Here is a 19,705-nt window from a genome sequence, read left to right as displayed (position 1 = left end):
AGGGGAATTTACCCCTGAATAGGCTTGCAGCATGCACTGGATTTTTCCATAGCATTATTTAACAAATGAATCGAGCGGATGACTGTTTCTTTTTCAAACTCATTCATGTGTGAAAAGACCTCTTGTAAAAATGAATTCATCTGCTGATCTATTGAACCTGCAATAAATCTGCCTTCAGCAGTCAGCGAAAGAATACTGACTCTTTTATCAGCAGGGTCCGGCATCTTCTTAACTAAGTTCATCTTCACTAAAGATTGAACCTGCCTGCTGAAAGTAGTAATATCGGTCCCTAGCGTATCAGCAATCTGCTGCATGGATGGATTATGCTGATTATCAATCTCATAAAGAATATGGCTCTGAATGAGGGAAATATCGCAACCGCCGACGCTGCAGCAATTCTTATTTAGTAAGCCAAAACGGCGCGTCATTACTTGAAACAAGCCGCGAAGATTTTCCATAATTTTCACCTCTTGGTTTAATTATAGATATATTATTTGTAATTTACAACTATATTTTTGATTAACTTATGATTTCCTTTGGACTGAGGTGAAACGTTTTCGTTCCTGGCATATTAGAAATTAAATAAAGAACAAAAAATATATACATAGCTCTTAGCCTATGTACTTTTATATAAAAAACTATTATACTATTTTGAATATTATCTTTCGTTATCCGAAAGTTTCATCCTTAAGGGAGTGTTCGCATTGAGAAGCCCAGCAAAAATGAATTCAAAAAACCTATTACTAATGGCCGGCATTATCTTTGTCGCGTTTACTTTACGTCCTGCAATCACCTCAGTTGGTCCTTTGATTGGAGCTATCAGGGATGAGACGGGAATCTCTAACGGCGCAGCAGGACTCCTGACCACCCTGCCGCTTGTTGCCTTTGCCCTGCTCTCTCCTTTTGTTCCGAGGATTGCCCAAAAGCTTGGCAGTGAATGGAGCATTCTATTAGGTTTGACTATTTTGGGAGCCGGCATTGCGGCCCGTTCGCTGGGAATGCTGCCTCCACTGTACATAGGAACTATTTTAATAGGTTTAGGCGTAGGTCTTTGCAATGTACTTCTTCCTGGAATGGTCAAGGAAAAATTCCCGCAGAAGGTCGGCCTGCTGACAGGGATCTATACATTCTCAATGGGAATTTGGGCGGGACTCGCACCCGGGTTCAGCGTCCCTCTTGCTGAAGACCTTGGGTTAGGCTGGAAGCTTTCACTTGGGGCATGGGCAATCCTGATTTTTATTGCGATCATTGTGTGGCTTCCACAGATCAGGGGGCGGGAGAAAAAAACGGAAACACCAGCCGTCACAGCACCTAAGACGTCTATCTGGTCCTCCCCCATCGCATGGCAGGTTACACTGTTTATGGGATTGCAATCAATGGTCTACTTCAGCACCACTACCTGGCTTCCGGAAATCCTTCACAGCCAGGGACGGGATATTGCAGAAGCCGGCTGGATGGTAACCGTTCTCCAGTTTTCCGGACTTCCTGTCAACTTTATTATTCCTGTTCTTGCAGACCGGCTCCCTAACCAAAAAGCGATTGCCTTTTGGATCGGAGCTTTCACTTTTGCCGGCATAACAGGGCTTCTAATGAATTTTAGTGTAATATTAACAAACCTTAGTATCGTCCTAATCGGAATCGGGCTTGGCGCTGCCATCAGCCATTCATTAACTCTGATCGGCCTTCGTGCAGAAAATGCGAAACAGGCTGCCAGTCTTTCCGGCATGGCACAATCCGTCGGCTACCTGCTGGCTGCAGCAGGACCGATTCTCATCGGCTCACTGTATGACCTGTTAGGGACTTGGACCGTTCCGCTGGCCTTGCTTTTGGCTAATACTGCCATCTTTACGGTTTCCGGCATTGGGGCAGGCAGGGATCAATTTGTTCTGCAGGATAAGCGCCATAAACAAAAAAAGACGGCTTCAACCATTGCGTAAGACTTGTTCTTACTATCCTGACCGAGAGTGGGGTGGGTGCTGATTTTTATACTTTCTGTATCTGAAGGTGACCGGGTTCTGACTTAAAACCCGGTTTTTCTGCTTTTTGTGTCTGAAGTTGGACAGGTTCTGACTCAGGTTCACATTTTTCTGCTTTCTTTGTCTTAAGTTGAATCAGGTTCTGACTCAAATCCAGATTTTCCTTCTTTCTGTTTTCTAAGTTGGACAGGGTTCTGACTCAATACCAAGTTTCCCTGCCTTCTGTGTCCGAATTTCTACCAGGTTCTGACTCAATACCAATTAACCCTGCCTTCTCTGTCCAAATTTGATCAGAAGCAGTAATCCTATCAATTAAGAAGCAATTACTTTACAGTCAAAAAAGAACTTGAGCAATACAATATCGACTCATTAAAAAATCCAATAAGTCTTATTAATCAATCGGTGAAGCGATTCTCCTTTCCTATGATACGGTTAAGGTATCAAATGAACGAAAGGGGAACTTTCTGTGGAAGCGCAAAAAATTCAAGAATATATAATTGAAGAACCTAAAAAAAAACACAAGGCTATCGGGTTTGCGAAAGGAGTATTGCTGACCCTCCTGCTTGCGTTTCTGGCTGGCCAAATTGCCACTCTTCCCTTTTTCTCCATCCTCGGAATCATGCTCCTCTCCATTCTGCTAGGAGGAATTTGGGGGAATACCCTATCAATACCTGTGGACGCTCATGCAGGCATTCAGTTCTCAAGCAAGGTATTGCTTCGTGCAGGGATTATTTTACTGGGCTTTAGGCTGAATTTGCAGGAAATTATATCAGCAGGCTTTTCCATCATGATCATCGATGTAGTGGTCATTGTCTTTACCATGAGTTTCATTTTGCTTCTGGGGAAAGCATTTAAAATCAATAAAAAATTATCTGCTTTACTTGCTGCGGGCACTGCCATTTGCGGAGCGGCAGCCATCATTGCGATTGCCCCAATTGTTAAAAGCAAGGAAGAACAAACCGCAGTAGCCGTATCATGTATAGCTGTTCTAGGGACCATTGGAGCGATTTTATATATTATCTTATTTCCTTTGCTTCCTATAAGCGAGCAGGAATACGGTATATTAGCAGGTGCAACACTGCATGAGCTTGCCCATGTAGTAGCGGCGGGTGTTCCAGGCGGAGATGTCAGCAGTGATTCTGCCATTCTGGTCAAACTGGGAAGAGTCCTGTTACTGATACCAGTTGCCTTTATCATAAGCCTTTTATACAGCAGAAAAAACAGGAGCCAAAGCCGGAAAATAGGAAAGCTGCCAATCCCATGGTTTATTTTTGGATTCCTCCTAACCAGCATGATCAATACGATTTTCTCTATACCTGGAAGCATTATCAGCATCCTTTTATTATTCAGCACTTATCTCCTCGCAATGGGTATGGCAGGGCTTGGTCTTAATATTAAATGGAATGATTTTGTGAAGGTTGGCTTTAAGCCAGTTGCTCTTGCTATTGCCGGCTTCCTCGGTCTTCTTGCCTTAACACCGCTTCTGCTCTTACTTTATAAAATTTTTTAAATGACTTCTAATCGATTACAATAGAAAGATAGACGTTACCTGTTTGAAGGAGGATACCCATGAACCTCGACTATCTGAAAGTATTTTATGTCACAGCAAATAATAAAAGTTTTTCCCAGACTGCCAAGGACCTCCACCTCTCACAATCCAGTGTAAGCCTTCAAATCAAACAACTCGAAGAACAGTGGGATTGCCAGCTTTTTGAACGGACAACCAAAAAAATCTCGCTGACACCCGCAGGGGAAATCCTCTATCATAAAGTCAAAAAGCTGATCGCCTTAATGAATGAAACGGAAAATGAGTTGGAAGAACTAAAGGGAAGTGTACATGGAGATTTAAAGGTAGGTGCCAGCTTAACCATCGGGGAGCATGTCCTCCCCTTTTTATTAGCTGATTTCTCGAGTCTCTATCCAAAAGTCAAGCTTCATTTAAATGTATTTAACTCAAGGCATATTGTTGATAAGCTATTAAATCATGAGATCAATATAGGATTCATTGAATCCATGCTCTCCTATCCAGCCTTAAAACAAGTTCCATTTGCCAAAGATGAGCTGATTATCATCGCTTCTCCCGAAAATAAATTTATAAAGACAGACCAAATTTCCATCGAGGAGCTGCTGTCAGTTCCGATTATTATTCGTGAAAGAGGATCAGGAACACGGCAAGTAATGGAGGATTCCTTCAGGAGATCTCATGTAGATGCGTCCAAATTGAATGTCATAATGGAACTGAAACACACCGAAGCCATTAAAACTTGTGTGGAAGCTGGCTTAGGAATTTCCATCATCTCAAAATCGGCTGTAAAAAAAGAACTTCGCCTCGGAACTTTAAAACAAATCCAAGTTGATGGGATTTCAATGCAGCGGGACTTTTATATGATCTACCACGAGGAAGCCCTGAAACACACCAGCAGAAAGCTGATGGAATTTATTTTATCAAGACAGTAAAATAATTACTAGTCAAGCCACAAAACATGAGAATGAGTTTGGGTACTGAAAAAGTACCTAGTGGCTTTTTCCCCCTGTTAGATCCAGGCTTGTATTCGGACATAATATCAATTTTTTATCGTATTCTATGTCCGAATTCAGCTCATCTTCCTACTCAGATCGTGCTTCTCACCCATTCTGGGTCCGAACCACATCCCGAGTGCAGTTCGGCCACTCCCCTTTTCACTTTCCCTTAATATTCTCACTCATTCTCTTAACAAACATTGTCAAAAAATAAGCTGCAAATGCAATCGCGACATCAATCAGAAATAGATAGAATTGATTCATTCCCTTGTTAAAATGGACTATACCGGCCCATTCTTCTAAAGTAGCAAATCCAAAGGCAAATACAGCAGCACCTAAAATGGTGTAAAGCAAGAAGCTTTTCCTATGGTTGGTGCAGTACTGATAGATCAGCAGGAAACCCACTGGTAAAGCTGATGCTGTCATGTTCAAGGCATAGGGAAACATTGGAAATAAGAAATAGGTATGGACAAAATAACTATATCTCTCGAAAAAGCTGTCGGCGTATGTCCAAAGAATATGCACGGTATATCCAAAGAAGAAGATCTCAAAAATTCTGCTGCGGTCAACCGCAAGATAGACGAGAATCAGCGGGAGGACCATCAGTGCCAGAACTACCCAAAACTGCCATGTCGTAAGACCTGAAAACTCTCTCCAGTATGAAGTAATGAGCGAATTCATCTTTTCACTTTGTGAATATATTTGCTCCCAGTACTCGCTGTAACTCATAGAATAACCTCCCAAAACACATCCTTCTTAAAAGAATCATGCATAATTATAGTTTTCCACCCGTGCATCAGTCAGCATTTTTCTAAAAAGATCTCCTTTTTGATCCCCTAATACTTTTTGGCCATATTCAAGGAAGGACAAAAGCTCGTTTTCCGATAAATGACTCATATTCAGAGGAAATTGGTCCATCTTTTTTACCTCATCCATAATCAGGTTCAATAGTTCCCTTCCGCTTTTTGTAATAGTTACGCATTTATAGCGCAGCAATTCCTGATTGGCTGTGATATCAATAAGTCCCTTTTCCTTTAACGGTTTTAACAGCCTGGTTACAGTCGAAAGATGCCAGCACCCAAGCTCACTTATTTGGGTTGGGCTAAGCTTTTGATTATGAGTGCCAAGCAGGAACAAAATATGCTGCTGGGCAGGCGTCAGCTTAAACTTCTTTTCAAGCTCAGCCCATCTCTTTTCCATGCAGAAGTATAGGGCCCTTATGACAAGCAATGTCTGCTGTTTCAATAAAAGGTTCATCCGTTTCCCCCTCACTTGCAGATACAATTGTATTTACAAGTATTGTTTGAGAGATGGTTATTATTATGCAAAAAAATAGAGGTTCATTTTAGAGCCTCTATTTTAGTCCTATTCTATTTTTCACATCATCTCTAATAAGCTCGATCATTTCTTCGGACAATTTCGCCGGAAGCGACGAACCCTCCTTAAAAATCCAGGCGTTGATCACTTCAAGATCTGCTTTTTTAAATGTGATGCTATAAGTATTGTTTTCATGGAGAATTTCTGTCGTCACATATTCTTCCCCATCAAATTCATCATCCACAATCATGCCGGTAATTTCGTACGGATCCACAGGGTAATCTCCTTCACCTTTTTACTGGTTAGGATATACCCGCCCCTCAAAAATATACGAAATGTTTAAGGCCTCATTATAATGGTATCTATGGTTTTATAAGCAACAAAAAACGTAGCAAGGGAATATGCGGCTTCTGTGATGCCGAATAAGAAAACAGAGCTTCCAAAGAGAATGGTATTCATGATCAGAATGCACTGACCGATAGTTAAAGGAAGCCGCTCGCTGAATAAAATAGCCAAAACTTCCGTACCGTCCAGGCAGGCGCCATATCGGATAATGAGGCCAACTCCCATTCCCAGCAAAAGCCCGCCAAGGATAATAATAAGCAGCGGGTGGCTAGTTACTTCCTCATATGGAGCCAGTATGTATGTCTCCCCTGCCAGAACCGAGCTGGCAAACAGGCTTAACAGCAAAAATCTTCCCCCTAAAAAGAAAAACCCTGCCAGTAAAAACGGGAGATTCAGCACCAGTATTAAGGCACCCACATCAATGTGAAAAAGGTGTGAAAGGATGATGCTCAATCCGACAATGCCACCGTCAATGACATAATTTTTCACAAGGAATAATTGCAGCGAAACCGCCACTAGCGTGGCTCCAAGCAAAATAATCAGCCCATTTTTAAATGCGGTAAAATTACCGCTTCGACTCCGGCTTAAATAGTGTGGAATTCTACTTTTATACACGGGCCATCTCCTTTTGTTCAGACTAGCTTATGTAATGAAATATATTCCGGAAAATGAATATCATGCAGACGCAATTCTTTCTATTTTTAGTAGTTTTCCAGGAAAAAAAGATAGAATTCTTTCAAATCAAAGTGTAAAATAAATTCAGCCAGCTGAAAAGCTGACTCTGACATCCATTTGTATAGGAGGAAGAAACGCACAACAGATTACTTCAAGCAGCCTTTAAATATATTGAATTTTCAGAAAACTAAATAAAAGAGGTTGATGTACATGGCAATGGATGTATCTTTTAGTGAACAAACGATTTTTGATCATGCTGGAAATAAAATTATTACAGAAGATCGGGAAATTCATATAATCGCCAAATTCGCAGAACCATTAATCGTGGTACTTGGAAATGTTTTGAGTGATGAAGAATGTGACCAGCTGATTCAGCAGTCGAAAGATCGCATGCAGCGTTCAAAAGTTGCCAACTCCCTTGAAGTGGATGAACTGAGAACCAGCAGCAGCACCTTTTTCCAGGAAGGGGAAAATGAAATCGTCTCAAGAATCGAGAAAAGAGTCTCACAAATCATGAACATTCCAGTTGAGCATGGCGAAGGGCTCCAGATTCTGAATTATAAAATTGGCCAGGAATATAAAGCACACTTTGACTTCTTCTCTTCAGGCAGCAGAGCTGCAAGCAATCCGAGAATCAGCACGCTTGTTATGTACCTGAATGATGTGGCACAGGGCGGGGAAACTTATTTTCCAAAGCTTAACTTTTCTGTATCTCCACAAAAGGGCATGGCTGTTTACTTTGAATATTTTTATAATGACCAAAACTTAAATGATCTGACACTACATGGCGGAGCACCTGTTGCCGTTGGTGACAAATGGGCTGCCACGCAATGGATGAGAAGAAAGAAGCTATAGAAAAAACGCTTGGGAATTCTATCCCAAGCGTTTTTAAGTAATGCTTTTCTAAAACCACAGTCTCTTATGATAGTCATAATCAGAGGTATCGAAATTCTCTTCCCCTACTTTATCGGGGGCACACTCTTCACAAGGTTCTTCCTGCCGGCCATGTTCACATTGTTCCATTAAAAGTTCCACCTGAACGCATCCCCTTTCCTATCTGTTATTTCCATTATAAATGAAAGCGTTTACAGATGTCTTGTACAATTTGTTGGAAAATCTTTAAAAAGTGCCTACCCATTGGCACTTTTTAACGTCAAAAACAGACATTTCTGTCGTATTTTTACCATTTTTGCCACCTGTAATAGCCTCTGGGCAAATCGGTGACTTCACTCGCTGCCCTTATGCCTGATTGAATTGCACCTTCAATCCAGCCCGGAGCTGTGGAAGTATGTTCCCCGGCAAAATGCACTCTCCCCTCAGGAATAGGAATAACTGGATAAAGCTCTGTTTCCTGGTTTGGCTTGAACATGGAGAAGGCTCCGCCCGAAAAAGGGTACTGTGACCAGCTATGGGAGGCTCCTGTTAAAAAATGCTCGTAGACCTGATTGCCATGGATAACAGCCAAATTGTCAAGGGCATTACGGATCCGGTCACCTTCTTTAAGATTATCCCAGGATAAAGTATCATCTTCCCACGTATAACTCGCCATAATGATTCCGGAACCCGAAGAACCAATCAGATGACTTGGGTATGCTGCGAAGCGGATAGGAAGATCGGTCATCAGCTTCCCTCCATGCAGCCCTTCACGTTCCCAGAAACGCTGCTTGAACTGAAGTCCAATTTTAGTAGAAGAAACATAATGAAGCTCCCGAATGGCTTTCCATTTATCATGGGAAAATGAGTTCCGGGGAACGACTTCAACGAACGAAAGCAGAGAAAAAGGAATGGTGATAATGGCCAGATCACCTGTTATTACCAAAGGCCTTTGGCTCAAGGTATGTCTTGCATGAATGGTCACCTGTTCGGGATCCTGTACGATCTTTGTCATTTGATAGCCGAAAAAAAGATCTTCTTTTAACTGTGGTAAAAAAGCATTTGGAAGCTTATCATTGCCTCCCTCTATTTCGTAAAAATGAATGTCAGGGCTAAATAAAGGAAGCAGCTCCCGAAGAATGGCCGGAAAGCTCAGCTCTGGAAACCCTTCAAGACCGAGCAGAACTTTAATGCTTTCAAGTGCACCAGGCGATAGAGAGGGCCCCGCTGGATTGTATCTTAGAAAAAAACTCATGGGGTATCTGTCAAACTCTCTAACTACGATACTCCAATTTTGAATGGGGTTTTGATTAATAAAATCTGCAACTGGCTTAATTGCCATCGTCAGAAGCTCTTCCGCTGTCTTTCCTTTTTCATGCGGAGCAACTGGATAGCCCAGCATATCCGGATTCTGCTGATAGGCGGTACGATTGGTTTTTATTCCATTGGCAAAGATCAGGTCCTGGGGTGTTGTGTTTCTGAATTCATTTACCTTTAAACGGAATTTTTTAATATACTCAAGAACTAATTGATGAACATGGGGAATTCGCATGGCGCCAACATCCAGATACAAATCGTCCATGAATGGCTCTCGCATTGTAAAAATCCTGCCGCCAACCCTCTGTGTTGCTTCTAAAACCGTTACATCATGGCCGGCATCCTTCAATAGCGAAGCAGCCACCAGCCCAGACATACCGGCTCCGACAACTATAATTTTCTTCTGAACCTGTGAAATGCCGAGCCCGTTTCTGATGATAGAAAGCATTTCCTCCGCAGATAACTGCGGGTTCCGATAGTAGGCCATTCTGATTCTCCCTCCGGCGATCTGTCAAATAGCTGTTACTTCACTATACTGCCGGACAGCTTTACAATATGCTTCTTTTTTGAATTACCTGTTTTCACAGCCGCCAGGACCAGTTTAATTGGACAGGGGAACGGCAGCAAGTGTAGGCTGGAGAATAAAAGGCCTGAGTAAATCGATTTTCCTGCCACATAAATTATTAGCTTGTTTTTATGATTCTCTGCAAACGCGATGTATGCAAATTAAATCAAAAGGCCTCTCCCTATTTGTGGGAGAGGCCTTTTGATACTAAATGATCTTTATGAAGTTCTTTCCTTTGCTTTCTTTTCTTTTTCTTTCTCTGCTTCATAATTTGCTTACTTCTGTTTCTGGACAATAGTCCTCAATAAAAAGATCCATCTTAGATGTTCTTTTCTTATGCCTGGAACTTCTTATTATCAATTTTTACGACCGCTGCATCTGAGCCTGCAGCAGTCTTTTTTGTTTCATTTACAAGGTCAAGAATATTTCCGCAGCACTGCTGAGCTCCTTTTACCAAAAGCGGTGTACCTAGTGGCCCCAGGCCCAGGCCGTTTGCCAAGAATCCACCAATTGACATAATAACCGGAACGGCCGGTGAAGTATTTGAGAGAATGATCTTCTCGTGAATTGCTTTACGGTTACCTAATACCAGACAAAAATGTTGCAGGGTTTCAATTGTCAATTTTGAAGATCTTCTTCCGAGATTATATACCGGATTACCCTCTTCATCTTTACCATGAAAAATAAGAGTTCCTGCATCTTTTTTTGTCAGTTTATTAAAAAATGGCACCTGAATAATTTCCTCTTTTTCGAGTTTTCGATTTTGAATGATTCTCAGATGATATGCTGCTGCCAGCGATGTCGTATGAGTTCCCCCAAAATCATGGTAGATATAGATCAATTCTCACTTCCTCCTTCAACAGTCTTCCTGAATGCCAGTATTTGTGTTTTTAAGGAGGAATATAACCCTACTCCCGCATTTCCATAAAAAAAGCCCATAAAAATTCCTGCCCATAAATTATTTCTGTGTGCAAAGAAAACAGAAATGATTAATCCAATGACACTGGCCAGCCCAGGAATAAAAGGCTTTGGAAGTTTAAGGAGCACCTTGCCCAGCTGAGTCAGCAGAACAACTAAAGGAACTGCTATAACCGCATCCCAGAAGTTAGTATGAATGACTGGAAATGCCTCCATGTTTCCACCCCTGCAATCTACTTTCATGCTTCTTTCTATGTTGCTCCATTCAGACTTTTTTAGTATACAAATATTGCCCGCCCTCCTCAGGCAGCAAAAAAAGGGAATTAGCCCCCTATAGAGAATATGTAAAAAGATCACAATGAAAGAGGTGAGTATATGAAATCAATTGCTTCGCCGATTGCTGGCAATGTGAACAATGTTTTTATTCATGTCAAGGAACTGAAAAAATCGGCTGAATGGTATAGCTGCCTGCTTGGACTTCCTTTTAACAAGGAAGAGGTGGAATCGCCGGTATACAACATTCCGGTCACGTCAGAAACCGGACTTACACTGGACGATCACACCTTCGATCCATCCTTTAAATGGACTCCCTCCGGGCACGTTTTATTTAACTTCTTTGCACGGGATATTGATGAGGCGTACGCTTTTGTTAAAAATCAGGGAATTACTATTGTAAAAGAAATTGAGCGTATTGGAGATTTTGCCTACTTTAACTTTCAGGACCTTGATGGTAATATTTTGATGATCTGTAATTCTTAATGCTGGAATCTGTGGCTTTATAGGGCCATGGATTTTTTTATTTACAGTATTCCTTGGGAATTTAAGATTGGAGTTGAATTGATAGAAAATTCGACTGGGGAAAAGAGGCTGTCGCTGGCATTCTGGTTTTACATGGCTTTCCAGATATCGCAGATAATTCAGTGCGAGGAGTGGACTGGCAGATGGACAGGTTTTTGGTATTATGAATTTTGTTTATTTTCATTATCAAAAGAAAAAACAAAAGCGGAGAGTTTATACTCTCCGCATGCCTCAAGCTTTTACTTCCTCTATAATCGAAAGTCCTTTCGTCCCTTCAGCATCCTGCCACTGCCATTTTTCATGCAGCCTGATTCTGCCGTCCGGCAGTAATTCAGGGGTAGAGAGACATTTTCCGCCGCGAAGCTGATTTTTGTGATTTACATGGCTATATCTGAATTCTAAAGTTCCGTCTTCATGGACAAGTCCAATCAGCGTTCCCTGAACAATCTCTCCCCCGCTATAAGAAGCAGTTAAAATGTTACTTTCCTGTTTATAATGAAAAAAGGTCTTTGATGATACCTCACCATTCTCAGTATTTTGCACAGAAACAAAGGTACGGCCATTGTAATTCATGAAAATATCCTCCTGGTATGTAACGATCTATAAATCCCCTTTTAAAATGGAGTACATATACAAATCATCAAATTTTCCGTTTGTGTATTCATAATGCCTGAGCAGTCCTTCTCTCGTGAAGCCCTGCCTTTCGACCAGCTTCTGGGATGAGAGATTTTTAGGCTCAATCAGGGCTTCTATCCTTTCAAGCCCCAGCTGTTCAAAGCCGAATTTTAATACCCTCTCAAGAGCTTCATTCGCAATCCCTTTTCCCCAATGCTCCCTGCTTAGTTCATAACCTACTTCACTTCGGTAATGTTTTGGATTCCTATTGAGGAAACCACAGCTTCCAATGACCTTTCCCGAGTCCTTAAGAGTAATGCCCCAGCGCATTCCTGTGCCATTTGTATAGATGGATTTATACCATTCTATTTCGCCGAGCACCTCTTCGGGAGTTTCACAGGCTGAGATTCCCATATGCTTTACAACAAGCTGATCTGACAGGTATACATACATATCTTCTGCATCTTCTTCAGTTGCTTCTCTTAAAATTAATCTCTCTGTTTCAAGAACCGGAAATGCTTTTTCCAACGGACTGCCTCCTCTGCATGATCTCTCACTTCCACTATAACAAATTGCTTTAAAAAAATCCTATCATATGGAAATTACTTCAAAACTGCCTTTATCCATGTTACACTCAATAATTAGTAAAATATAAACATAGAGGAGAATTTCTGTGAAATATTATGGTTTATGGCTGTTGTCCGCTGCACTGATTCTTTCCGCCTGCAGCACTGATAAAGAGAAAACAGCCGCTGATGAAACTGTTAAAGAAGTGCAAAAAAGGGAAGAAAAGCAGGAAAAAACCCTAGCAAACACAGATGCTATTAATTTGGAGGTCACTGAAGAAAGCCTGCTAAGTTTGCCTCATGGAACACTGATGGATGATCTTACATACGAAAAGGATATTGAGGCCATTGAAGTTATACCGAAGACTGATCCTAAACTTTTACAGGAAATGACGCCTATACTGGAAGAGCTGACAAAAGAAGCCAAAGATACAGACTCTCTAAAAAAAGGACTAATTTCCCTGCTGGCGAGCCCCAATTATAAAAACATCATTGAAAAATCCAATGGCTACAAACCTGATTTTGAAGAGCCATACCTGCCGGATCCCACAAAATCAGAACCAAAGGAAGAAGATAAAAAGGCAGCAGAACAGGCCATTATTCTGCTGGATGCCAGTTCAAGCATGCTGCTGCAGGCAGACGGCAAAGTAAAAATGGATATTGCAAAAAGCGCCGTCAAGAGTTTCGCCCAGACGATCGGCCAAAGCAGTGATGTGTCCCTTGTGGTTTATGGACATAAAGGCACTGAAGCGGACACTGATAAAGAAATTTCCTGTTCAGGTGTAGAGGAAGTCTATCCTATGGGCAAATATTCAAAGAAGGAATTTCACCAAGCAGTAGATTCATTTGAAAGTAAAGGCTGGACGCCCCTTGCCGGTGCCATTCAAAAAGCAGCAGAAATGAGCAGCGGTTATGACGGCTCAACCACAATCTACATTGTCAGTGACGGTGCTGAAACCTGTGATGGCAACCCAGTACAGGCAAGTAAAGACCTTGTGAAAAATAATAGCAGCAATACTGTAAATATCATTGGGTTTGATGTAGACGGCAAAGCTGAAGATCAATTAAGAGCAGTAGCAGAAGCAGGCAACGGGGAGTATTTTAAAGCAGACAGTCCAGACGATTTGAAAAACACCATTCAGTACGAGTGGCTGCCATCTGCCGGTGATCTGGCATGGGCTTTTACCATGGCACCAAGCCCATGGGAAATGATAGACGAATATAAAATAGGAGAAGAATATCCACGCCAATTATTTACAGTCGGCAGGCGCGAAGCACATCGGATTCATGATGCCGTCACCATAATGGGAGATAACGGCTGGATCACAGATGAGCAGCGATCCGAACTTCGTGACTGGAGCTATGCACGCAGCGACCAGATGAAGGATTTATATATGAAGCTTCATGAAAAAAATCGGAACGCTGCTGAAAAGGAAAGTGATGAAATCAAGCAGAGAGTGGACGAATGGGTTGAAAAAATGAAGGCTCTGAAAAAAGAACGCGGGGATATTTGGTAATAAAATATTTAAGAATGCTCCGGGCACAATGCACTGAGCATTCTTTTTTATTCTTTGGTGATGATCGTGAAATTTCTGTTCAGCTCGGCCTCATTAATCGAGATCCGATGCGATAAATCGTTTGTGCGCAGCACATATTCTTTAATGCCGATAAATTCAGATTCAGCAATCAAGTAAAAATGCGTTCCCTTTTTTAATCCTTTAAAATGATTCTTTAACTTATATTTTTTCATGATGCTCCTACATTGTATGTTTAAACTTCTCCGGCTTCTTCACATACCCTTCAATGATAAAACCGCAGTTTGTGTAAATAAGGTATTCATTATCAGAACCAAGACTCATCTTATTTACAGAAAATATGACCCCATAACCCGAATGCTTTCCTTTGCCCAACTCATTTGAACCGCATTTTGGACATTTTTCGGCTTTCAAATTCATTCTCCTTTCAGCTGTCCTTAGTAAGTACTACGCTCAGAAACAGCTAAAAGTTTCAGGATATGCGGCCATTTATTCAGCTGTAAGTGATTCCTTTGATTTGAGTACCTGAATATAAATACCTGTCAGTGTCTGAGTCAGCAAAAAGATAGGGAAAGAATGCATGAGCTTATACTCTTTTTGCAGGAAAATAATATCTGCTGCCGTTAAAACCCATTGAATGAAAACACCCAAAAGTGCCCAGGCCAACACATAAATAATAAACGTTTTTTTGCTGATGTTCAGTTTTTCATAAAGGTAAAAAAAGAAATACCCAAATGGAGCGAATAATAAATAGTACAAAACATCTGTTACTTCATAATTGTTTAAATCATTTACCTTATAAAAATCGGTTCTGCCCCCGCCAATGGTGAAATCATAGAGTATGCCGATGGCCATTCCCCACAGCAGACTCAGCACTGTAATCTGCTTCGCCAGCCTGTCCGGCCTTCTGATAAGGAGAAAATAAACAAGGTAGGCAGCAACAATCATGAGCAAAAGAATAAGCTCATTGCCACCGAAGTCCTTCCAGATTTTCATGCTTCATTCACCCCTCTTGTTTTTAGCTGCCTAAAATACTTTAATAAGTAAAGCATTGCAAAATGGAGGAGGAATAAATAGATGATTTCATAGACAATTTTCCACTTTTTAAATTCCACAATTTCAAAATACCTCGCAATCATTACAGCAGAAGCGAGGAATGCAACGGAAACCGCTATTTTTATAAACTTTGAACCCAGCGAATCCGCTGTCCTTAATAAATTAAATGTGATTGCTATTGTAATTGGAAGCGTTATGCTTCTATGTACTAAAAAGGCAGAATTATTTAAGATCTGCTGGGAAATATGTGCCTCATTCAGCTCTTCATATACAATCCACGTATAATTAATATGAATGACCATCGCTGCCAGATAAACAAATGTATTTTCAACAAAAGTCAGTTTCTTATTCATAGAAGTAAAAATCATTATAACCAGCCAGGCCAAAAAAATTAAAAGTACGAACCCCATATAACATCAGCCCCAGATTTTTTTGTTAGTATTGGCGGACAAAGGGGTAATTATTCTTTTGTGGCTTCTTTCAGTGTAATTCTGGTTTGAAAAATGAGAGGGTGGGCAGTAAAGGGGTCATTTCATATTTCTGTGTCCGTTGTTGGGCCTGGGATCGCGCTCAGGCTCTGCACTTACCGCTTTTTGTGTCAGAAGTTGCTCCAGGTTCGGACTCAGTTCCCGGGTTTCTGGCGCGCTTTGTCAGAAGTTGCTCCAGGTTCGGACTCAGTTCCCGGGTTTCCGGCGCGCTTTGTCAGAAGTTGCTCCAGGTTCGGACTCAGTTCCCGGGTTTCCGGCGCGCTTTGTCAGAAGTTGCTCCAGGTTCGGACTCAGTTCCCGGGTTTCCGGCGCGCTTTGTCAGAAGTTGCTCCAGGTTCGGACTCAGTTCCCGGGTTTCCGGCGTGTTGTGTCAGAAGTTACTCCAGGTTCGGACTCAGATCCCGGGTTTCCGGCGTGTTGTGTCAGAAGTTGCTCCAGGTTCGGACTCAGATCCCGGGTTTCCGGCGTGTTGTGTCAGAAGTTGCTCCAACTTTGGACTCAAATCCCGGGTTTCCGGCGCGCTTTGTCAGAAGTTGCTCCAACTTCGGACTCAAATCCCGGGTTTCCGGTGCGCTGTGTCCAAACTTGCTCCTGGTCGGACTCTATCACTCCGTTTTCAGCTTTCTGCGTCCGAAGTCGCTCCAATTACCGACTCAATTTCCAAACAGCTCATGCTTCTAGCTCAAACGCTGCACACTTTGCTGTCCAAAAAAACTCCAAGTTCCACTGCCAGCCCAGCGTGTCCCCCCTAAACAGTCTCCCGTTCAATCAGCTTCACCGGTATCTCCTCGTGAGAACGGCTTTCCCTATCGATCGCTTGAAGCATCAGCTTTTTTCCTATTTCCACAAGCGGGATTTGAAGTGTGGTGATATGCATGATTTTGGCGATCGGCTGGTTATCAAATCCCATTATGGCAAGATCTCCGGGTATTCGAATTCCTTTTTCCCTGGAGGATGTGACGATTCCGCTTGCAGCTAAATCACTTGTTACCAGCAGCGCACTTGGTGGATTATCCATGTTCAATAACCGCTGAACCACTTCTTCTCCATGCTCAAAATTCAGACACTCGTTAAAGATATATTCTTCATTATAAGACGCCCCAATCCGGGTTAAAAAATCTGCATAGGCTTTTGCACGCTGTCTGCTGTTGGCGCCTGATCTTCTTCCAATGCAGTACCCGATTTTGTGATGCCCTTTATGATGTAAATACTCTAAAGCATTAGTGAACGTCAAATAGTGGTCGATATAGGTTGAGGACACCTTCTGATTCCTTGCATCTTCACAAAGGACGATAGGGCCATACTCGGTGAACTGGTTGATAACCTCCCAGCCGCAGATTCTTGAACAGATGATTAAGGAATCAATTTGCTTATGCTGCAGCATTTTTAACGCTTCGATTTCTCTGTCTTCCTCGTAATTCGTTTGAAAAAGAACCAGTTTATAGTTGTTTTTCATGGCTTCATTGGCAATCCCTTCTACCAGCAGACCAAAATAAGGGTGATTGGTAAAAGGAACAACCACACCAATAAGAAGGGTCTCCCCTTTGCTCAAATGGACTGCATTGATATTTCGCTGATAATTGAAGTCCTCCATCGCCTGCAAGACCGCTTCCCTCTTATCCTCCTTCACATAAGGATGATTATTGAGCACCCTCGAAACCGTTGTAACTGAAACTCCTGCCTTTTTAGCGATATCTTTAATATTTGCCATAAACCCACCTGTTTTTTTCACTTTTTTTCTTGCTATGAAATGCGTTTCATAAATTAAGCTTTTCTTAACAACTAAAAGGAGGTTTCCTTCATGTTCATTCTATCTGGAATATTCTATCTGGTTTTACTATGCAGTTCTATTCTTGCCCTGTCAGCCATTCCTATTTCCCTTTATCCGAAAAAGAAGGCAAACAAGAACACTTATGTAAAAGATTACTACAGCTCTTTATTTAATGTCTACGGGGATGAGGCATAGGTTTTCTTTTTCCTCTGCCTTTCAAATTCGCCCTCCCATTTTATGAAAATTCCCTGTATAGTAGCATATATCCTAACCCGAAAGGAAGGCTTGGCGTGTTTATAAAAATGACAAAAGAGCAGCATCAAAGGATGATTGAGGATATCCAGATTTTCTTTTCTGAGGAAAGAGATGAAGATCTATCTGAGTTCGCTGCAGAAAGAGTACTGGATTTTGTTAAGGAATCATTGGCACCGCATTTCTACAATGCAGCCGTCGCTGATGTAAAGCATGTTGTGGAACAGCAATATGCTTCGATGGAGGATGAGATCCTGACGCTTGAACGTCCTGTAAAGTAATTTCTGCCAAAGAATCACCTATAAAGGGTGGTTCTTTTTCATTCAGCAATAATCATGTAAATAAACTTTAATACTATGTCATTCCCCTGTCATTTTTCTGAAAGTGATCAGTGATATGATTATTTTGACTGCTGTATAGATTTTATAGAGAGCGAGCAAGAAAAATGAACATTACTGATGCTGTTGCACAAATACAAAAATCCGGAATAAAGGCGAATGGCAAAGACGTTGAGCGGTGGATAGAAGAAGGAAAAATAATAGCGGAACGAAGCGCGCGCAGGCAAATCAGCTACTCCATAAAGATGAAGGATCTCGCTGATTTTATCATCCAGGAAAAAGAAAAGCTGCATCGGCAAAAGCTTGAAGGAGTCCTGCTGCAGGTTAAAGACCTGAAAGGGCAAATTGAAATCCTGAATACCCGTGTCCAAATAGAGGAATCCAAAGTGAAGTCATTAAAGAAAATGGTTCAGGCACAAAAAATGATTGCCGATGATAAAATTCAGCCTGCCAAGCTGCTCGGCCTTAAGCCTGATGAGGATCTGCAAATCATCCGAAAAGAGTTCAAAAAACTATTGAAAGCCCTCCATCCTGACCGCGGTGGAGATGAAAGACTTTTCAAGGTGTTTAATGAACATTATAAAAACATATTTTAAAGGTTGTATTATACATTATATTCTAGATAAACCAGCTTTGAATATTTAAGAAATTGCCCAGCCATCAACTGGGCTATTTGTTTTTATTAGCGGGGGGCAAACAGGATTACAGATGCCCCAATAAGACAAATGCCTGCACCAAGCCAGTCATAAAAGTCAGGTATTTTTTTGTCTATGCCCCAACCCCATAAAATGGACAGAATGATAAAAACACCTCCATATGCAGCATACACCCTTCCAAATGAAGGGAAGGCCTGGAATGCTGCAATAACACCATATAATGCAAGGATGAATCCCCCTGCGAATCCCCATGAAAAGGGCTTTCCTTCTCGTATCCACTGCCAAATTAAATAGCCGCCGCCAATTTCAGCAACACCGGCCAATATAAATAACCCAATAGCCTGAAACATATGTACACTCCCAAAAACATTTGCTTCTAGTTTACATGAAGTTACTCAAAAAGGTAAACCTCATCCCCTGCTGCAATCTCACCTGTTTTCAGAACGGAGGCATACACACCGAAGTAATTATTCCTTTCACGGATCACTTTTTTATGCAGACTTGGATCCCTATCCCCGGTTTCAGGGTCTACTGTAATAATCATGCACCGTTCGCAATGGCGCTTCACTTTTAACTCCACATGGCCAATCTTCATGTTCTTCCCAAACCACTGATCCTCCAGGAAAGGTTCATCTTTTACCAGGGAGAGCACCAGATTCGGGCGAAACCGCTGAAAGTCCAGCTTCTCTTTTCCCCATAGCTCTTTCATTTTCTTTAGAGAAGCGTCTGTCACTATTAATATATTCTCTTCTTCAATTGCTCCTTCTGGAACATGTATAGGGCTATATTGCACTGGGGTAATTTCTGCAGAAGAATGTTCTTCTATTTCTTTAATCAATCGTTCATCATCCCAGGGGACCTGTTTTCCGTCAGGAGCTGTAATCCTTACATGGGGATATTTATCCCGGTTTTCCTCCCCTATAAACTCTGCCTTATACCGCACCATCCCGGGAAACTGTGTAATCGTCAGGTATTTTCCTGGCCTGGACTCATCCAGATAGGCATGACTGCGGTCCCCATACAGACCATAGCTCATTACATTCGTTTTATTCACGCTTTCTCCATGAAAGCTTTTCACCGGATAGCGGACAATCTCCCTAATATGTCCAATCAGCATTTCTATC

26 protein-coding genes are annotated in these 19,705 nt (G+C 41.7%); 9 read left to right on the top strand and 17 right to left on the bottom strand.

Features of this window, described 5'->3' with window-relative positions:
• Nucleotides 1–8 precede the first annotated feature (8 nt).
• On the bottom strand, nucleotides 9–458 hold the full coding sequence (locus NSQ49_RS22425; protein ID WP_159862970.1) for a MarR family winged helix-turn-helix transcriptional regulator: 450 nt from the start codon (nucleotides 456–458) through the stop codon (nucleotides 9–11).
• A 246-nt stretch (nucleotides 459–704) separates the two neighbouring features.
• Between NSQ49_RS22425 and NSQ49_RS22420 the strand changes: the two genes are divergently transcribed.
• The 3 genes from NSQ49_RS22420 (at nucleotide 705) to NSQ49_RS22410 (ending at nucleotide 4,433) form a co-directional block, all read left to right on the top strand.
• On the top strand, nucleotides 705–1,937 hold the full coding sequence (locus NSQ49_RS22420; protein WP_445662636.1) for a CynX/NimT family MFS transporter: 1,233 nt from the start codon (nucleotides 705–707) through the stop codon (nucleotides 1,935–1,937).
• A 505-nt stretch (nucleotides 1,938–2,442) separates the two neighbouring features.
• Entirely contained in the window at nucleotides 2,443–3,486 is a 1,044-nt protein-coding gene (locus NSQ49_RS22415; RefSeq protein WP_251284184.1) for a YeiH family protein, read from the top strand.
• A gap of 59 nt (nucleotides 3,487–3,545) precedes the next feature.
• On the top strand, nucleotides 3,546–4,433 hold the full coding sequence (locus NSQ49_RS22410) for a selenium metabolism-associated LysR family transcriptional regulator (protein WP_251284183.1): 888 nt from the start codon (nucleotides 3,546–3,548) through the stop codon (nucleotides 4,431–4,433).
• A gap of 222 nt (nucleotides 4,434–4,655) precedes the next feature.
• On the opposite strand, the gene NSQ49_RS22405 is transcribed toward NSQ49_RS22410, so the two are convergent.
• From NSQ49_RS22405 to NSQ49_RS22390, 4 genes are all read right to left on the bottom strand, one after another.
• Nucleotides 4,656–5,225 carry a hypothetical protein gene (locus NSQ49_RS22405; RefSeq protein WP_159862967.1) on the bottom strand — a complete coding sequence of 190 codons (570 nt, stop codon included), beginning with the start codon at nucleotides 5,223–5,225 and terminating at the stop codon, nucleotides 4,656–4,658.
• Nucleotides 5,226–5,261: 36 nt separating this feature from the next.
• A complete protein-coding gene (locus tag NSQ49_RS22400; protein WP_159862966.1) occupies nucleotides 5,262–5,753 on the bottom strand; it encodes a MarR family transcriptional regulator in 492 nt (163 codons plus the stop codon).
• 97 nt (nucleotides 5,754–5,850) lie between these two features.
• Nucleotides 5,851–6,087 carry a hypothetical protein gene (locus NSQ49_RS22395; protein ID WP_159862965.1) on the bottom strand — a complete coding sequence of 79 codons (237 nt, stop codon included), beginning with the start codon at nucleotides 6,085–6,087 and terminating at the stop codon, nucleotides 5,851–5,853.
• A gap of 65 nt (nucleotides 6,088–6,152) precedes the next feature.
• A complete protein-coding gene (locus NSQ49_RS22390; protein ID WP_159862964.1) occupies nucleotides 6,153–6,773 on the bottom strand; it encodes a YitT family protein in 621 nt (206 codons plus the stop codon).
• Between the two features lie 264 nt (nucleotides 6,774–7,037).
• On the opposite strand from NSQ49_RS22390, the gene NSQ49_RS22385 reads away from it, so the two are divergent.
• Nucleotides 7,038–7,688: a 2OG-Fe(II) oxygenase gene (locus NSQ49_RS22385; RefSeq protein WP_159862963.1), complete on the top strand. Its 651-nt coding sequence runs from the start codon at nucleotides 7,038–7,040 to the stop codon at nucleotides 7,686–7,688.
• A 325-nt stretch (nucleotides 7,689–8,013) separates the two neighbouring features.
• On the opposite strand, the gene NSQ49_RS22380 is transcribed toward NSQ49_RS22385, so the two are convergent.
• The 3 genes from NSQ49_RS22380 to NSQ49_RS22370 form a co-directional block, all read right to left on the bottom strand.
• Entirely contained in the window at nucleotides 8,014–9,510 is a 1,497-nt protein-coding gene (locus NSQ49_RS22380) for a flavin monoamine oxidase family protein (RefSeq protein WP_159862962.1), read from the bottom strand.
• A 412-nt stretch (nucleotides 9,511–9,922) separates the two neighbouring features.
• Nucleotides 9,923–10,429: a DUF3189 family protein gene (locus NSQ49_RS22375; protein WP_159862961.1), complete on the bottom strand. Its 507-nt coding sequence runs from the start codon at nucleotides 10,427–10,429 to the stop codon at nucleotides 9,923–9,925.
• Nucleotides 10,426–10,722, bottom strand: coding sequence for a hypothetical protein (locus NSQ49_RS22370; RefSeq protein WP_159862960.1), 297 nt, complete (start codon nucleotides 10,720–10,722; stop codon nucleotides 10,426–10,428). Before NSQ49_RS22370 ends, NSQ49_RS22375 begins: the two co-directional genes overlap by 4 nt.
• Nucleotides 10,723–10,881: 159 nt before the next feature.
• Between NSQ49_RS22370 and NSQ49_RS22365 the strand changes: the two genes are divergently transcribed.
• Entirely contained in the window at nucleotides 10,882–11,265 is a 384-nt protein-coding gene (locus tag NSQ49_RS22365) for a VOC family protein (protein ID WP_159862959.1), read from the top strand.
• Between the two features lie 270 nt (nucleotides 11,266–11,535).
• Here the strand turns inward: NSQ49_RS22365 and NSQ49_RS22360 are convergent, their stop codons facing one another.
• On the bottom strand, nucleotides 11,536–11,877 hold the full coding sequence (locus tag NSQ49_RS22360; RefSeq protein ID WP_159862958.1) for a n-acetylglutamate synthase: 342 nt from the start codon (nucleotides 11,875–11,877) through the stop codon (nucleotides 11,536–11,538).
• 27 nt (nucleotides 11,878–11,904) lie between these two features.
• Nucleotides 11,905–12,447: a GNAT family N-acetyltransferase gene (locus NSQ49_RS22355; RefSeq protein WP_159862957.1), complete on the bottom strand. Its 543-nt coding sequence runs from the start codon at nucleotides 12,445–12,447 to the stop codon at nucleotides 11,905–11,907.
• Nucleotides 12,448–12,592: 145 nt separating this feature from the next.
• On the opposite strand from NSQ49_RS22355, the gene NSQ49_RS22350 reads away from it, so the two are divergent.
• Nucleotides 12,593–14,002, top strand: a complete 1,410-nt coding sequence (locus NSQ49_RS22350; RefSeq protein ID WP_159862956.1) for a vWA domain-containing protein — start codon at nucleotides 12,593–12,595, stop codon at nucleotides 14,000–14,002.
• A 47-nt stretch (nucleotides 14,003–14,049) separates the two neighbouring features.
• Here the strand turns inward: NSQ49_RS22350 and NSQ49_RS22345 are convergent, their stop codons facing one another.
• The 5 genes from NSQ49_RS22345 to NSQ49_RS22325 form a co-directional block, all read right to left on the bottom strand.
• Complete coding sequence (locus NSQ49_RS22345; protein WP_159862955.1) at nucleotides 14,050–14,235, bottom strand: hypothetical protein; 186 nt, start codon at nucleotides 14,233–14,235, stop codon at nucleotides 14,050–14,052.
• A 7-nt stretch (nucleotides 14,236–14,242) separates the two neighbouring features.
• On the bottom strand, nucleotides 14,243–14,440 hold the full coding sequence (locus NSQ49_RS22340; RefSeq protein WP_159862954.1) for a transcription initiation factor TFIIIB: 198 nt from the start codon (nucleotides 14,438–14,440) through the stop codon (nucleotides 14,243–14,245).
• 69 nt (nucleotides 14,441–14,509) lie between these two features.
• Nucleotides 14,510–15,016 carry a hypothetical protein gene (locus NSQ49_RS22335; RefSeq protein ID WP_251284182.1) on the bottom strand — a complete coding sequence of 169 codons (507 nt, stop codon included), beginning with the start codon at nucleotides 15,014–15,016 and terminating at the stop codon, nucleotides 14,510–14,512.
• Nucleotides 15,013–15,429 (bottom strand): hypothetical protein, encoded by a 417-nt coding sequence (locus tag NSQ49_RS22330; protein ID WP_236566150.1) that lies wholly within the window; start codon nucleotides 15,427–15,429, stop codon nucleotides 15,013–15,015. Before NSQ49_RS22330 ends, NSQ49_RS22335 begins: the two co-directional genes overlap by 4 nt.
• Before the next feature lie 883 nt (nucleotides 15,430–16,312).
• Nucleotides 16,313–17,275, bottom strand: coding sequence for a LacI family DNA-binding transcriptional regulator (locus tag NSQ49_RS22325; RefSeq protein WP_159862951.1), 963 nt, complete (start codon nucleotides 17,273–17,275; stop codon nucleotides 16,313–16,315).
• 90 nt (nucleotides 17,276–17,365) lie between these two features.
• Between NSQ49_RS22325 and NSQ49_RS22320 the strand changes: the two genes are divergently transcribed.
• The 3 genes from NSQ49_RS22320 to NSQ49_RS22310 all read left to right on the top strand — a co-directional run bounded on the left by NSQ49_RS22320 (nucleotide 17,366) and on the right by NSQ49_RS22310 (nucleotide 18,521).
• Nucleotides 17,366–17,530, top strand: a complete 165-nt coding sequence (locus tag NSQ49_RS22320; protein ID WP_159862950.1) for a hypothetical protein — start codon at nucleotides 17,366–17,368, stop codon at nucleotides 17,528–17,530.
• Nucleotides 17,531–17,625: 95 nt separating this feature from the next.
• Nucleotides 17,626–17,868 carry a DUF2164 domain-containing protein gene (locus NSQ49_RS22315; protein ID WP_159862949.1) on the top strand — a complete coding sequence of 81 codons (243 nt, stop codon included), beginning with the start codon at nucleotides 17,626–17,628 and terminating at the stop codon, nucleotides 17,866–17,868.
• Nucleotides 17,869–18,032: 164 nt separating this feature from the next.
• A complete protein-coding gene (locus NSQ49_RS22310) occupies nucleotides 18,033–18,521 on the top strand; it encodes a J domain-containing protein (RefSeq protein WP_251284181.1) in 489 nt (162 codons plus the stop codon).
• A gap of 86 nt (nucleotides 18,522–18,607) precedes the next feature.
• Here the strand turns inward: NSQ49_RS22310 and NSQ49_RS22305 are convergent, their stop codons facing one another.
• Both NSQ49_RS22305 and NSQ49_RS22300 read right to left on the bottom strand, forming a co-directional pair.
• Entirely contained in the window at nucleotides 18,608–18,931 is a 324-nt protein-coding gene (locus NSQ49_RS22305) for a YnfA family protein (RefSeq protein WP_159862947.1), read from the bottom strand.
• Nucleotides 18,932–18,972: 41 nt separating this feature from the next.
• Complete coding sequence (locus NSQ49_RS22300; RefSeq protein WP_159862946.1) at nucleotides 18,973–19,698, bottom strand: MOSC domain-containing protein; 726 nt, start codon at nucleotides 19,696–19,698, stop codon at nucleotides 18,973–18,975.
• Nucleotides 19,699–19,705 lie beyond the last annotated feature (7 nt).

The sequence above is a fragment of the Cytobacillus sp. FSL R5-0377 genome (genome assembly GCF_038004385.1).
Lineage (GTDB): Bacteria > Bacillota > Bacilli > Bacillales > Cytobacillaceae > Cytobacillus.
Note: the sequence above shows the minus strand (reverse complement) of the source record. Positions and strands in the feature narration are given on the sequence as shown.